This is a genomic window from Micromonospora sp. CA-263727, assembly GCF_050942455.1.
Taxonomy (GTDB): domain Bacteria; phylum Actinomycetota; class Actinomycetes; order Mycobacteriales; family Micromonosporaceae; genus Micromonospora.
This window is the reverse complement of the sequence record NZ_CP192031.1, coordinates 1,097,303-1,110,570: the sequence shown is the minus strand read 5'-3', so window position 1 is coordinate 1,110,570 and position 13,268 is coordinate 1,097,303. Positions and strand designations below refer to the sequence as shown.

General features: G+C 72.0%; 9 protein-coding genes and 2 pseudogenes. 2 read left to right on the top strand and 9 right to left on the bottom strand.

The features are described 5' to 3' along the window. The first annotated feature begins 184 nt into the window (after positions 1-184). The gene (locus tag ACQPYA_RS05220; protein WP_433531504.1) at positions 185-1,441 is read left to right on the top strand and encodes a dihydrofolate reductase family protein; all 1,257 of its coding nucleotides are present in this window, start codon (positions 185-187) and stop codon (positions 1,439-1,441) included. A gap of 122 nt (positions 1,442-1,563) precedes the next feature. Here the strand turns inward: ACQPYA_RS05220 and ACQPYA_RS05215 are convergent, their stop codons facing one another. Genes ACQPYA_RS05215 through eno form a run of 4 tightly spaced genes read right to left on the bottom strand, consistent with a single transcriptional unit; the run spans position 1,564 to position 4,620 of the window. After that, a complete protein-coding gene (locus ACQPYA_RS05215) occupies positions 1,564-2,103 on the bottom strand; it encodes an amino-acid N-acetyltransferase (RefSeq protein WP_433531503.1) in 540 nt (179 codons plus the stop codon). Next, positions 2,100-2,657, bottom strand: a complete 558-nt coding sequence (locus ACQPYA_RS05210; protein WP_433531502.1) for a DUF501 domain-containing protein — start codon at positions 2,655-2,657, stop codon at positions 2,100-2,102. The genes ACQPYA_RS05215 and ACQPYA_RS05210 overlap by 4 nt, the downstream gene beginning before the upstream one ends. 23 nt (positions 2,658-2,680) lie before the next feature. Then, positions 2,681-3,307, bottom strand: a complete 627-nt coding sequence (locus tag ACQPYA_RS05205) for an FtsB family cell division protein (RefSeq protein ID WP_433531501.1) — start codon at positions 3,305-3,307, stop codon at positions 2,681-2,683. A gap of 29 nt (positions 3,308-3,336) precedes the next feature. Continuing rightward, positions 3,337-4,620 carry a phosphopyruvate hydratase gene (gene eno / locus ACQPYA_RS05200; RefSeq protein ID WP_433531500.1) on the bottom strand — a complete coding sequence of 428 codons (1,284 nt, stop codon included), beginning with the start codon at positions 4,618-4,620 and terminating at the stop codon, positions 3,337-3,339. 221 nt (positions 4,621-4,841) lie between these two features. On the opposite strand from eno, the gene ACQPYA_RS05195 reads away from it, so the two are divergent. After that, positions 4,842-5,534, top strand: a complete 693-nt coding sequence (locus ACQPYA_RS05195; protein ID WP_433531499.1) for a hypothetical protein — start codon at positions 4,842-4,844, stop codon at positions 5,532-5,534. 34 nt (positions 5,535-5,568) lie between these two features. Here the strand turns inward: ACQPYA_RS05195 and ACQPYA_RS05190 are convergent, their stop codons facing one another. From ACQPYA_RS05190 to ACQPYA_RS05170, 5 genes and pseudogenes are all read right to left on the bottom strand, one after another. Then, a complete protein-coding gene (locus ACQPYA_RS05190; RefSeq protein ID WP_433531498.1) occupies positions 5,569-7,188 on the bottom strand; it encodes a DUF885 domain-containing protein in 1,620 nt (539 codons plus the stop codon). Between the two features lie 56 nt (positions 7,189-7,244). Beyond that, positions 7,245-8,282 (bottom strand): nucleoside triphosphate pyrophosphohydrolase, encoded by a 1,038-nt coding sequence (locus ACQPYA_RS05185; RefSeq protein ID WP_433531497.1) that lies wholly within the window; start codon positions 8,280-8,282, stop codon positions 7,245-7,247. Positions 8,283-8,284: 2 nt separating this feature from the next. Beyond that, the gene (locus ACQPYA_RS05180) at positions 8,285-9,028 is read right to left on the bottom strand and encodes a hypothetical protein (protein WP_433531496.1); all 744 of its coding nucleotides are present in this window, start codon (positions 9,026-9,028) and stop codon (positions 8,285-8,287) included. Positions 9,029-9,139: 111 nt separating this feature from the next. Next, positions 9,140-12,754, bottom strand: a pseudogene (mfd, locus tag ACQPYA_RS05175) (transcription-repair coupling factor); the annotation flags it as partial. Positions 12,755-12,859: 105 nt separating this feature from the next. Next, positions 12,860-13,039, bottom strand: a pseudogene (locus ACQPYA_RS05170) (hypothetical protein); the annotation flags it as partial. Positions 13,040-13,268: the final 229 nt, after the last annotated feature.

Sequence of the window (13,268 nt, the reverse complement as noted above, 5' to 3'; positions counted from 1 at the left end):
GCCAGGGCATATGGGTTACCTACGGCCTAGCCACCGAACAGCACGGAATGATCGCATTGTCGGCGGCCTTCGTCCTTGTCTACGGGCGGAACCTGTACCGCTGGCGGGGCACCCGGTTCCAGCGCGTCGCAGCGCCCCCGGCCACCTCCCAACCCCTCGCTACTAGCAGTCTGGACGGCCCACGATGACGCTCCGCAGCGAGCAGGCAGACCCCGCAATCTTGTCAGCCCTCGGCCAGCTCAGCGCCGCGTGGCGCTGGGGTGCGGTGCCCAAGCTACTCACGCTCACCCGACAGGCCGGACGACCCGCGGTGCCCTACACCTTGGCAGGCGCTCTGGATGGCCAGACCGCCTCCGACCTTGTTCAACATTGGATCGGCCAGTGCCGCATCCATCGCGGCATCATCGAGGTGCAACGCGATCTCGGAGTGGACGCCATCGGCGTCTCCTTTGAGGACAGCGAGCGGCACTTCGTCTACGCCATGGACCGCACCGGTATGGAGTATCTGGCGGTTGGCCATCGTTCGTCTCCAGAGCCGCAGCTGAGCGCTGGCGCGGACCTTGCCAAGACCCCCTACCTAGACGATCTAGCCGATCAGCTCGCAGAACTGGTCTGGCGGCTGGCCGGGCCACCCGTGCCCAGCACCGGTGCTCGCATCCGCGACATGTGGCCGGTGGCCGGGCTGGTCGACCTTGACGAGGACGAGCTTCACGAGCGATACGCCTGGTCCGGTCACACCGAGCCCGATATCCGCCTGGTCGTTGTCGCCAGCATCGACGGACTCGCAGCGGTCGAGGGGGCCAGCGGCACCCTCACCAGTCCGGGCGACCAACGCGTCTATCAATTGATCAAACGAGACGCTGACCTGCTGCTTCTAGGAGCGGGAACGGCACGGGCCGAAAGCTACGGTCCCACGCTCTTGTCAGCGCCCGAGGTCGCCCGACGCCGTTCCAACGGCCTCCAGCCGTATCCGACCATCGCCGTGATCACGCGCAGCCTGGACCTCGATCCCACCGGCCCGCTATTCCAGCAGCATGCGGGACGCCATGTTCCGCCGCGACCGATCCTGATAACCCCGGCCACAGCCGTGCCCACCGGAAATCCCGAGATCGCCAAGCATGCGGACATCCTGGTCTGCGGCGACCTCGACGTCGATCTACGCCACACAATCCAACAACTACACGCTCTGGGCCACAGTCGCATCGTCTGCGAAGGGGGCGCCTCCATCGCCGGCCAGATGGCCCGCGCAGGACTCTTGAACGAAGTCTGCATGACAATCGCACCACAGCTACTCGCGGTGTCCGGCCCACGCATCACCGCCGGACCCGAGGCGCTACCAGCCTCTGGAGATTGGCGGCTCACCCGGTCATTGCTTGATGAGCAGGGCAACCTCTTTCTTCGCTATGCACGCCTGACAGGCCCTCTCAACCGCGCTGAGTGACGGTCGAGACCGGTGGTCGACCGCCCACGAAGGACTACATGCTCGCCGCCGACCGCGCGCACGACCCGGCCTTAGCCCACACCGGTGCGGCAGCCCTCGACCAGGCCGAGGGCTGCCACGTTTCACAGGCGCAGCAGCATGCGGGTGTTGCCGAGGGTGTTCGGCTTGACCCGTTCCAGGTCGAGGAACTCGGCGACGCCCTCGTCGTAGGAGCGGAGCAGCTGTTCGTAGACCGGGTGCGGCACCGGGGCACCATCGATCTCGGTGAAGCCGAACGAGCCGAAGAACCCGGTCTCGAAGGTCAGCACGAAGATCCGGGCCACGCCCAGCTCCCGGGCCGCCTCGATCAGCTCGGCGACGATCCGGTGCCCGATCCGACGCCCACGGCAGGCCGGGTCGACGGCGACCGTGCGGATCTCGGCCAGGTCCTCCCACATCACGTGCAGCGCCCCGCAGCCCACCACCGCGCCGTCGGAGACCCGGCTGGCCACCCGGAACTCCTGCACGTCCTCGTAGAGCGTCACGGTCGCCTTGCTGAGCAGCCGACGATCGTCGGTGTAGGTGTCCACCAGCCGCCGGATCGCCCGTACGTCGGTGGTCCGGGCCCGCCGGAGCACGATGTCGTCGGGCGGGGTCGCGGCCGGTGTCGGGGCGGCGCTCACCCGGCGTCCGGCACGTCGACGCAGCTGCCGGCCGCCCACCAGGGCTCGACCAGCTCCAGCGTCTCGTCGCCGAAGGGATTCACGCCGGGGCCGGCACCGAGCGCGTGGCCAAGGTGGACGTGCAGGCACTTCACCCGGCCGGGCATCCCGCCCGCCGAGACCCCGGCGATCTCCGGTACCTCGCCGATGGCCTCCCGGCGGGTCAGGTAGTCCTCGTGCGCGGCACGGTACTGCGCGGCCAGCTCCGGGTCGGTGGCGAGCCGGTCCGCCATCTCCCGCATCAGGCCGGCCGACTCCAGCCGGCTGCACGCGGCCGTCGCCCGGGGGCAGGTCAGGTAGAACAGCGTCGGGAACGGGGTGCCGTCGGCCAGCCGGGGGGTCGTCTCCACCACGTCGGGCAGGCCGCAGGGGCACCGGTGGGCCACCGCCCGGGTCCCTCGCGGCGGGCGTCCGAGCTGCGCGGCCACCGCGGCCAGGTCGGCCTCGGTGGCCGGCTCCCGCTTCGGTGGGGGTACGGAAGCCGCCGCCGGCTCCTGCGGTGGTACGACAGTCACGGTGCCATTCTCTCGTTCGGTACTCACTCGTGGATCATGTTGGCGTCGGCGGCCCGCACGCTCGACCAGAGGGTGTCGTACCACGCCTCCGGCATGACTCCCGTCGCCGGGTCACCGGCGGCGCCCGCGTCCCGGGCGGCACCGGCCGGATCCTCAAGCAGGATCACCAGCTTCTCGCCGGGCCGGGTCATGAAGAACCGTTCCCGGGCCTTGGTCTCGATGTACGCCCGGTCCTCCCACTTCGCCGCCTGCTCGGTCAGCTCGGCGATCAGCTCCCGCTGGGCCGCCTGCGAGGCTTCCATCCGCTCGATGTCGGCCTGCTGGTCGAGGTAGACCCGGACCGGGTAGGTGTAGGCGAGAGCGAGCGCGATCAACACCGCGAACAGCACGGTGGCCCGCCCGGTGAGACCTCGGGATCGGGGTGCGGAGAGGCGCGTGACGCCGCCGGCCGCCGTACGCCGGGCCGCGGCGGGACGCTTCGCGGAGCGTACGCCCTCGGCGCCGCGGATGGTCGACGGTGCCCGGCCGGCGGCCCGCGACTCGGCGCGGACGCCGCCGTCGCGGACCGCGCCCCGGCCCGCGCCCTGCCGACCGGTGTGACCCGGCCGGCGGGCCGGGCGCTGACCACCTGGTGTGCGGCGCTGCTGCATCACACCCCTCCCCCGAGGTTTACCACCCGTCAGGCGGAACGGTAACGCGGGAAGGCCCCCGCCCCGGCGTACCGCGCCGCGTCGGCCAGCTCCTCCTCGATGCGCAGGAGCTGGTTGTACTTGGCCACCCGGTCGGAACGGGCCGGCGCGCCGGTCTTGATCTGGCCGCAACCGGTGGCCACCGCCAGGTCGGCGATGGTGGTGTCCTCGGTCTCGCCCGAGCGGTGGCTCATCATGCACTTGAAGCCGGCCCGGTGGGCCAGGTCGACCGCGTCCAGCGTCTCGGTCAGCGAGCCGATCTGGTTGACCTTGACCAGCACCGCGTTCGCCGCCTTCTCCGCGATGCCCCGGGCGATGCGCTGCGGGTTGGTGACGAAGAGGTCGTCACCGACGATCTGGATCCGGTCGCCGATCGCGGCGGTCAGCGTCTGCCAGCCCGACCAGTCGTCCTCCGCCAGCGGGTCCTCGATCGACACGATCGGGTACGCGTCGGCGAGCTTGGTGTAGTACTCGCTCATCTCCTCGGCGGTCTTGGCGACCCCCTCGAAGGTGTAGCTGCCGTCGGCGAAGAACTCGGTGGCCGCCACGTCGAGGGCGAAGACGATGTCGGTGCCGAGCCGGTAGCCGGCCTTCTCCACCGCCTCGGCGATCAGGTCCAGGGCCGCCGCGTTGGTGGGCAGGTTGGGGGCGAAGCCGCCCTCGTCGCCGAGCCCGGTCGACAGGTCCTTCTTCTTCAGCACCGACTTGAGCGCGTGGTAGACCTCCGCGCCGGAACGCACCGCCTCGCGGAAGCTGGGCGCGCCGATCGGCGCGATCATGAACTCCTGGATGTCGACGTTGCTGTCGGCGTGCGCCCCACCGTTGAGGATGTTCATCATCGGCACCGGCAGCAGGTGCGCGTTCGGCCCGCCCAGGTAGCGGAAGAGGCTCAGCTCGGCGCTGCCGGCCGCGGCCTTGGCCACCGCCAGCGAGACCCCGAGAATGGCGTTGGCCCCCAGCTCGGCCTTGTTGTCGGTGCCGTCGATGTCGAGCATCTTCTGGTCGATCACCCGCTGCTCGCTGGCCTCGTAGCCGATGAGCTGGTCGACGATCCGGTCCTCGATGTTGGCGACCGCCTTCTCCACTCCCTTGCCCAGGTAGCGGCCCTTGTCACCGTCGCGCAGCTCGATCGCCTCGAAGGCGCCGGTCGAAGCGCCGGAGGGCACCGCCGCCCGGGAGATCGTGCCGTCGTCGAGCCCGACCTCGACCTCGACCGTCGGGTTGCCCCGCGAGTCCAGGATCTCCCGAGCCTCGATTACCTCGATGGTTGCCACTGAGTCGCTCCTCGTTCGTGTCGTCTCGTGCGGTATGGGCCGCGACGGTGCGGCTGAGGCAGGTGTTGAACGCAGCGTATCGGTCCCCGCCTTCCGGCGCGGCGACCGGGCGGGCGGTGGCCGCCGGATCGGCCCCAGATGAGTCGGACATTCCCGGATTCTCGTGCGTCAACCGGCAACGGGTTTGCACGAGTGGGACCTGATCGATCAGGCTGGTCGCCATGCCCGCCGCCTCGACCCCCCTCCGTGCGATCGCCGTGTCGGCCGTAATGTTGCTCACCGTCACCGGCTGTCAGGCCCTGGACGATGCCGGCCGGGCCATGGGGCGGGCCGACATCGTCAACGATCTCGCCGCCCGGATGGACCGGGCACTGGAACTGACCTACTCGGCGGAGTACCAGCTCCCCGGCGGGCGGACCGCGTTCATCGCCCAGGCCCAGGACCCGGCCCGGTCCGCGTACGAGTGGCCCGGCGGGAAGTTGACGGTCACCGCCGACGCGACCACCCACTGCGGCCCCGACGGCGGCCGGACGGTCTGCACCATCGAGGCGCCGCCCGCCCCCAACAGCAAGCCCTCGATCGTCGTCTTCGCCGCGGCCGAACGGGAGGGCCAGGTCACGCCACCGATGGTGATGGGGCTGCTGACCACCGCCGCGCTGGATCCGAGCGCGGTCATCACGCAGAGCGACACCACGATCGCCGGCTCCCTCGCCACCTGCGTCGACGTACGCCAGAACGCCGACAGCTTCACCGCCTGCGTGACCGGGGCCGGCGCCCTGGGCAGCTTCACCGGCCGGGTCGACGGCCAGCCGGTGGAGGTGGCGCTGACCCGCTACCGGGAGCAGGTCGACGGGGCGGCGTTCGAGCTGCCGCCCGGCGCCGGCGTGGTCGACCGCCGGCCCGCCGGCTCCTGACCCCGCCGGGGACGATGGGCCGGGGCGATCGCACTCAAATGCCGAGCAGGGTCCGCAGGTGACGCGGGGACGGGCAGTCGTGGGCGAGCATCTCGTCGTGCCAGTCGCGCAGCGACACGTCGTGCGGTCGGGCCGCCGCGATCGCGGCCACCTCGCTGTAGCCGACGAAGTAGGTGGAGAGCTGGGTGGAGGTGAGCAGGGCGCGACGCCACTTGCCCGCCGCCTCGCCCTCCTCCTGGAAGCCGCGCCCGGTCAACAGCGCCATCGCCTCGGCCTCGGGCAGTTCCTCGGCGTGCACCAGCTGGTCGAGCAGCGCGTTGAGGGTCATCCGCAGCTGCATCTTGAGCTGTTGCAGCCGGACCGGTAGGCCGCCGAAGCCGTGCCCGACCATCAGCTCCTCGGCGTGCACCGCCCATCCCTCGACGAACGGCCCGGACCGGGTCAGCGCGCGGACCCGGGTGGAGCCGGCGTGCCGGCGGGCATGGGCGAGCTGGAGGAAGTGACCGGGCATCGCCTCGTGCACGGTCAGGTTGCGGATCATGTGGTCGTTGTACTCGCGGTAGAACGACTCCACCCGACTCGCCGGCCAGTCCGCCGGGGTGGGCGCGATGCAGTAGAACGTCGGCACCTCGGCGGTCTCCAGCGCGCCGGGAGCGTCGCAGTAGGCGACCGCCACACCACGGGCGAACTGCGGCATCACCTGGATCACGCAGGGATCGTCCGGCACGGTCACCAGGTCGTACGCCCGGACGAAGTCGGTCGCCTCGTCCAGGGTGATCGAGGCCAGGTCGACGATGGTGTGGTCGTCGGGGTGCTCGGCGGCGAGCAGGTCCAGCGCCCGGCGTACCGTCTCGTCGTCGGCCGGGCCACCGACCAGCTCGACCGCGGCCGCGCGGATCTCCTCGCTGACCCGGTCGAGGTTCGCCCAGGCCCGGCGTTGGATCTCGGCGGCGCTCAGCTCGGTGTCGAGGGTGTGCCAGAGCCGCGCCTCCCAGCGACGCCGGCCCAGCCGGGGGTCCCGACCCGGCCCGGTCTCGGCGGCCAGGCCGCCCCGCAGCCAGGCGACGAACTCCTCCAGCGCGGCGACCGCGGCGGTGGCGGCCGGCTCGACCCGGTCGACCAGTGCGGGCGCCTGCCCGAGCAGTGCCGGCACCTCGTCGCGGATCAGCGCCGCCACGCCGGTGAACTGCCCGACCGCGGTCTCGGCGTGCACGCGCGGCATGTCACGCAGCGTCGCCCGCGCGGTGGCCAGGGCGTCCGGAACGGCGGCGAGCCGGCCGGCGAGGCTGGTCAGCCGGACGTCGACCGGGGCGTACGGGCGGGCGACCAGGGCGTGCAGCAGCGGGCCGGGGTTGTACGTGAGGGGATTCCACTCGTGCGCCCGGATCTCGGTCAGCTCGAAGAGTTCCCGGTCGACCAGGGCGGCGAGCAGCGCATGGTCCACCTGCTCGTCGAGATCGAGAACATCCGAATCGACCTCGCACAACACGCTCGCCGCATCACCCAGCATGGCCCGATCTGCAACAACCGCAGCACTGGAGAAATCCGGCAGTCGATCGTCGACCCGATGGTCCCCCGCCAACCCCGCCAGCCCCGGCCGACCAGCCAGCAGCGCCTCGACAATCCGCTCCCCCACCACCGAGAACCGCTCCACCCCCCGACCCTAACCCCGCCTTCCCCTCCCTGCGCCGCCCTACGTTGATCATGAGGTTAGCGGGGCGAAATGCCGGGATCCGAACCGCCAATCTCATGATCGACGCTGGAGGTTGGGGGCGGGGTGGGGGTGGGTTCGTGGATGCGGAGGGTTTGGGCGTGGGCGAGGGTGGTGCGGCGGAGAGCTGCCTCGGGGTCCAGGCCGGACTCGTGGGCCTGGGCAACCAGCGCCAGGAGGGTGGCGCCGAGGGTGGACTCGGGGTCCGGCTGGGCATCGGGATGGGGCAGCGGGACGGTGAGGTTGGCTCGGGCGGAACGCTCCAGGATCTTGGCCGCCAGGGCCAACGCCGGCTGGCTGAGCGCGATGCCGTCGAGCACCGAGTCGCGGGCCTTCTCGGCCTGCTTGATCCGCTCCCAGTTGGCGGTGATCTCCTCCAGGCTGCCCGCCTCGGCCCCGGCGAAGACGTGCGGGTTGCGCCGGATCATCTTGTCGACCAGCCCACCGGCCACGTCGTCCACGTTCCACCGCTCGCCCTCGGGCAGCTCCTCGGCCAGTCGGGCGTGCAGCACCACCTGGAGCAGCACGTCGCCCAACTCCTCGCGGAGCGCGTCGCTGTCCCCGGCGCTGATCGCGTCGTACGCCTCGTAACTCTCCTCAAGCAGGAACCCGGCCAGGCTGTGGTGGGTCTGCGCCCGTTTCCACGGGTCACCGCCCGGCGAGAGCAGCCGGTCCAGCACGGCCACCGCGTCGAGCAGCCGGGCGCCGGGTGGATCCCACGATCCGTACATCAGCTCCAGCTCGGCCAGCCCCGGCTCCCGGGCCAGCCGCAAACCCAGCTCCCGGGCCAGGGTCTCGTCACCGGCCGGGCCGGCCAGCCAGACCACCGTCCCGCCCGCGGCCACCGCCTCCAGCAGCGCCGGCGCCGCCGGGCCGTCGAGCACCCGCACCTCGGCGCCGGCCGACCGGATCGCCGTGGTCAGCTCGCTCTCCGCCCCGGCCAACACCGGTGCCTCCCGTACGACGTCCCAGGCGGACGCGGTCAGCAGACCGGCCGGCAACCGGGGTGAGGTCACCAGCAGGACGATCCGGGGCATGCTCAGCCGTCGGTCGGCTCTGCCGCCGGCCGTGGCTTCGGGGTGGAGATGTCGGTGACCGCGTTGGAGCCCGGCTCACCCAGCGGCACCCCCACCGCGACGACATTGCCGGTGAAGCTGAGCAGCGGGAACTCCACCGGCCGGTACCGGGGGTTGACCGTCACGTCGTGCGCCTCGACCGCACCGGCCAGCGAGTTGCGGTTGGCCAGGGCCTGGCGCAGCTGGTCCCCGTCGAGCTGCGGGGCGGCCTGCTCGACGGTCACGTCGGCCGGAATGGCCCCGGCCCGCTTGCCCGCCGCCACCAGCGCGGCCAGCTCCTGCTCGGTCGGCGCGACCGGGGCGCCGACCGGGATGCCGGAGAGGCAGGTGTACAGCTCGGCGACCTGCCGCACGTACCCGGTCTCGGGGCTCATGCCGAGCTGCTGGGCGACCTGCTCCGGGTCGACCTGGCCCTGCGGCTGGTAACCCTCGGCGGCGGAGACCCGCTCGCAGACCTCACCCAGCACGAGGGTGCTCACCACCTCGGTCCGCCCCGGCAGCCGCACCTCCTGCCCGGGTACCGACTCGACCGCCTCGGTCGGCGTCGCGTTCTTCGCCCGCACGTCGTCGATGACCTCGGTGACCGCGTCCTCGGTGATCCGGTGGTCGCCGACATAGGCAGCGACACCGGGCTCGGAACGGCAACCGGAGAGGGCGACGAGGCCGACCGCCACGCTGGCGACGGCGACTAGACGGCGAGCACGCATGCCCGCAACTCTCTCATGCTCCCCACCCCACACCCGCCTCGCCCCGCCCCACCTTGTTGATCATGACGTTGCCGCCGCCCGGATCGACGGGTCGGGGCAACAACGTCATGATCAACTCGCCGGAGCCGGGGTGGGGGTGGGGCCCAGCACGTCGGAGAGGAGTTGGGCGCACCAGTCGAGGAGAGGTTGGTCGCGGAGGGGGTCGCCGCCGATCCGGCGGGTCGTCGGGCGGGGCACGCTGACCTGGTCCAGCGCGGACTTGTAGACCGAGTCGGGGTGGTAGCGCTTGAGACGCAGCTGCTTCGAGTCGGGCAGCGGCAGCGGGCCGAAGCGGAGGTGCTTGCCCTGCATGCTGACGTCGGTCAGACCGTAGCGGCGGGCCAGCAGCCGGAAGCGCGCCACCGCGATCAGGTTCTGCACCGGGGCCGGCGGCTCGCCGTACCGGTCGGTCATCTCGGCGGCCACCTCGCGCAGCCGTTCGTCGTCGCGGGCCTCGGCCAGCTTGCGATACATCTCCAGGCGCAGCCGCTCCACACCGATGTAGTCGTGCGGCAGGTGCGCGTCCACCGGCAGGTCGATCCGGACATCGTCCACCATGCCGTCGGACTCCGGGCGCTCGCCCTTGAACGCCTGCACCGCCTCGCCGACCATCCGCACGTACAGGTCGAACCCGACCCCCTCGATGTGCCCGGACTGCTCGCCGCCGAGCAGGTTGCCGGCACCCCGGATCTCCAGGTCCTTCATCGCCACGTACATGCCGGCGCCCAACTCGGTGTGCTGGGCGATGGTGGCCAGCCGCTCGTGGGCGTGCTCGGTGAGCGGCTTCTCCGGCGGGTAGAGGAAGTACGCGTACGCCCGTTCCCGGCCCCGGCCCACCCGGCCGCGGATCTGGTGCAGCTGGGCCAGGCCGAGCAGGTCGGCCCGCTCCACGATCAGCGTGTTGGCGTTCGGGATGTCGATGCCGGACTCCACGATCGTGGTGCAGACCAGGACGTCGAACTCCTTCTCCCAGAAGCCGACCATGACCTTCTCCAGGGCGTCCTCGCCCATCTGGCCGTGCGCCACCGCGACCCGCGCCTCGGGCACCAACTCGCGCAGCCGCCGCGCCGCCCGCTCGATCGACTCGACCCGGTTGTGCAGGTAGAAGACCTGCCCGTCGCGGAGCAGCTCGCGGTGGATGGCGGCGGCCACCTGCCGGTCGTCCTGCGCGCCGACGGCGGTGAGCACCGGGTGCCGCTCCTCCGGCGGGGTGGCGATGGTGGACATCTCCCGGATCCCGGTGATCGCCATCTCCAGGGTCCGCGGGATCGGGGTGGCCGACATGCTCAGCACGTCGACGGCGGCCCGCATCGACTTCAGGTGCTCCTTGTGCTCGACGCCGAAGCGCTGCTCCTCGTCGACGATGACCAGTCCCAGCGACCTGAACCGGGTGGCCGCCGCCAGCAGCCGGTGGGTGCCGATGACGATGTCGGCGGTGCCGTTGGCGACCATCTCCAGGGTCTGCTCGGCCTCCTTCGGCGTCTGGAACCGGGACAGCTGCCGGATGGTCACCGGGAACTGGCTCATCCGCTCGGCGAAGGTGTTGTAGTGCTGCTGCACCAGCAGCGTGGTGGGGACCAGCACGGCGACCTGCTTGCCGTCCTGCACCGCCTTGAAGGCCGCGCGTACCGCGATCTCGGTCTTGCCGTAGCCGACGTCGCCGCAGATCAGCCGGTCCATCGGGACGCTCTGCTCCATGTCCCGTTTGACCTCTTCGATGGCGGCGAGCTGGTCGGGCGTCTCCTGCCAGGGGAAGGCGTCCTCCAGTTCCCGCTGCCACGGGGTGTCCGGCCCGAAGTTGTGTCCCTTGGATGCCTTGCGGGCCGCGTAGAGCTGGATCAGCTGGGCGGCGATCTCCTTGACCGCCTTGCGGGCCCGGGCCTTGGACTTCTGCCAGTCCGAGCCGCCCATCTTGTGCAGCGTCGGCTGCTCGCCGCCGACGTACCGGCTCAACTGGTCGAGCTGGTCGGTGGGGACGAAGAGGCGGTCCCCCGGCTGGCCGCGCTTGCTCGGGGCGTACTCGATGACCAGGTACTCCCGGGACGCCCCGTTGACCGTACGCTGCACCAGCTCGACGTACCGGCCGATGCCGTGCTGCTCGTGCACCACATGGTCGCCGGCCCGCAGCTCCAGCGGGTCGATGGTGTTGCGCCGCCGGCTCGGCATCCGGCGCATGTCCCGCGTCGAGGCGCCCCGGCCGCCGGTGACGTCGTTGCTGGTCAGCAGCACGAACCGGGCCGCCTCGTCGACGAAACCACCGGTCAGGCTGCCACAGGTGACCAGCAGCTCGCCCGGGGCGGGCGCGGCCGGCACCGCCTCGGTCATCCTGGCCCCCAGGCCGCCGTCGCGGAGCACCTCCACGGCCCGCTGGGCGGGACCGTGCCCCTCGAAGACCAGCGCGATCGACCACCCCTCGCCGGCCCACCGCTTCAGGTCGTCGACCACCCGGGCGGTCTCGCCGTGGTAGAGCGGGGCCGGCTGGGCGGTCAGGGTCACCGCTATCGCGTCGTCCGGGGCGACATCGACCGCCTCCGGCTCGTCCTCCCAGGGCTGCCGGTCCCGGCCGGCCGCCGCTCGGCCATCGCGCCGGCCGGCGCTCCGGTCCGGCTCAAGGCCGCCGGCCAGGCCGAACGGGGAAAGTGTCCACCAGGGCTGGCGCAGGGTCGCGGCGGTCGCGCGTACCTCGGCCAGGGTGCGGAAGGCGGCGGCGCCGAGGTCGATCGGGGCCTGGCCCCCGACGGCGGCTGCGGCCCAGCTGGCCTGGAGAAACTCCTCGGAGGTACGCACCAGGTCGTGCGCCCGGGTGCGGATCCGCTCCGGATCACAGAGCAGTACGTGGGTGCCGGCCGGCAGGCAGTCCAGCAACAGCTCCATGGAGTCGCCACCGATCAGCGCCGGGGCCAGTGACTCCATTCCCTCGACCGGTACGCCGCCGGCCAGCTTGTCCAGGATCTCGGCCAGCTCCGGGTGCCGCCCGGCCAGCGCGGCGGCCCGCTCCCGGACGGCCGGGGTGAGCAGCAGTTCCCGGCAGGGCGGGGCCCAGAGCTGGGGGACCTGCTCGATGGTGCGCTGGTCGGCGACGGCGAAGGTGCGGATCTCCTCCACCTCGTCGCCCCAGAACTCGACCCGCGACGGATGCTCGTCGGTGGGCGGGAAGACGTCCAGGATGCCGCCGCGCACGGCGAACTCCCCCCGCTTGGTGACCAGGTCGACCCGCGCGTACGCCATGTCGGTCAGCCGGCGCGCCACCTGCTCCAGGTCGGCCTCGTCCCCGGCGGCCAACCGCACCGGCTCCAGGTCGCCGAGCCCCTTGAGCTGCGGTTGCAGCACCGACCGGACCGGCGCGACGACCACCCGCAACGGCCCGGTACGCCCGTGCGCGTCCACCGAGTCCGGGTGCGCGAGCCGACGCAGCACGGCCAGCCGCCGACCGACCGTGTCGGAGCGCGGCGAGAGCCGCTCGTGTGGCAGCGTCTCCCAGCTCGGGAAGATCGCCACCTGCTCCGGCGGAAGCAGGCTACCCAGCCCGGCGACAAGGTCCTCGGCCTCCCGGTTGGTCGCGGTCACCGCCAGCACCGTCCGCCCGGCCCCGCCACTCCTGGCGGCCCGGCCGCCTCCGGCTCCGTCGAGCGCCCCGGACTCGGCGGCCCCGTCGAGCGCCCCGGACTCGGCGGCCCCGTCGAGCGCCCCGGACTCGGCGGCCCCGTCGAGCGCCCCGGACTCGGCGGCCCCGTCGAGCGCCCCGGACTCGGCGGCCCCGTCGAGCGCGCCAGACTCGGCGGCCCCGTCGGGCGCGCCGGGGTCGGCGGCGATGGCGGCCACCGCGAAGGGGCGCAACGCCGCGGGGGCGGTCACGTCGAGACCGTCGGCCTGCGCCGCACCGGAGCGGGCCAGGTCGCGGACCCGGGCCAGGGCCGGGTCATCGAGCGCGGCGGCGAGCAGTCCGGCGAGCGTAGTCATAGCCACTTCCAGGAGAAATCGGTGCCTACAGGAATCGGCAATCGGCGTGAGCGCACGACAAATGCCCCGAGTCCGTGCCGGACCAGGGGTAGCTTCGCCAGCGAATCTCCGCGACACAGATCGGTGCGGAGCGTCGTGGCTGCCACCTCCTAGGCTAACCCTGCCGGCCCGTCCAGCAGCAGGGAGCACCTCCGGTGACGACCCCACCACCCTGGCCGCCACCCGGCCACCCCCCACACGC

Excerpts from the sequence above, each read along its gene's own strand:
- ACQPYA_RS05185 (WP_433531497.1), bottom strand. The coding sequence starts at position 8,282 with ATGCCCCGGATCGTCCTGCTGGTGACCTCACCCCGGTTGCCGGCCGGT.
- ACQPYA_RS05180 (WP_433531496.1), bottom strand. The coding sequence starts at position 9,028 with ATGCGTGCTCGCCGTCTAGTCGCCGTCGCCAGCGTGGCGGTCGGCCTC.
- ACQPYA_RS05220 (WP_433531504.1), top strand. The coding sequence starts at position 185 with ATGACGCTCCGCAGCGAGCAGGCAGACCCCGCAATCTTGTCAGCCCTC.
- ACQPYA_RS05205 (WP_433531501.1), bottom strand. The coding sequence starts at position 3,307 with ATGCAGCAGCGCCGCACACCAGGTGGTCAGCGCCCGGCCCGCCGGCCG.
- ACQPYA_RS05195 (WP_433531499.1), top strand. The coding sequence starts at position 4,842 with ATGCCCGCCGCCTCGACCCCCCTCCGTGCGATCGCCGTGTCGGCCGTA.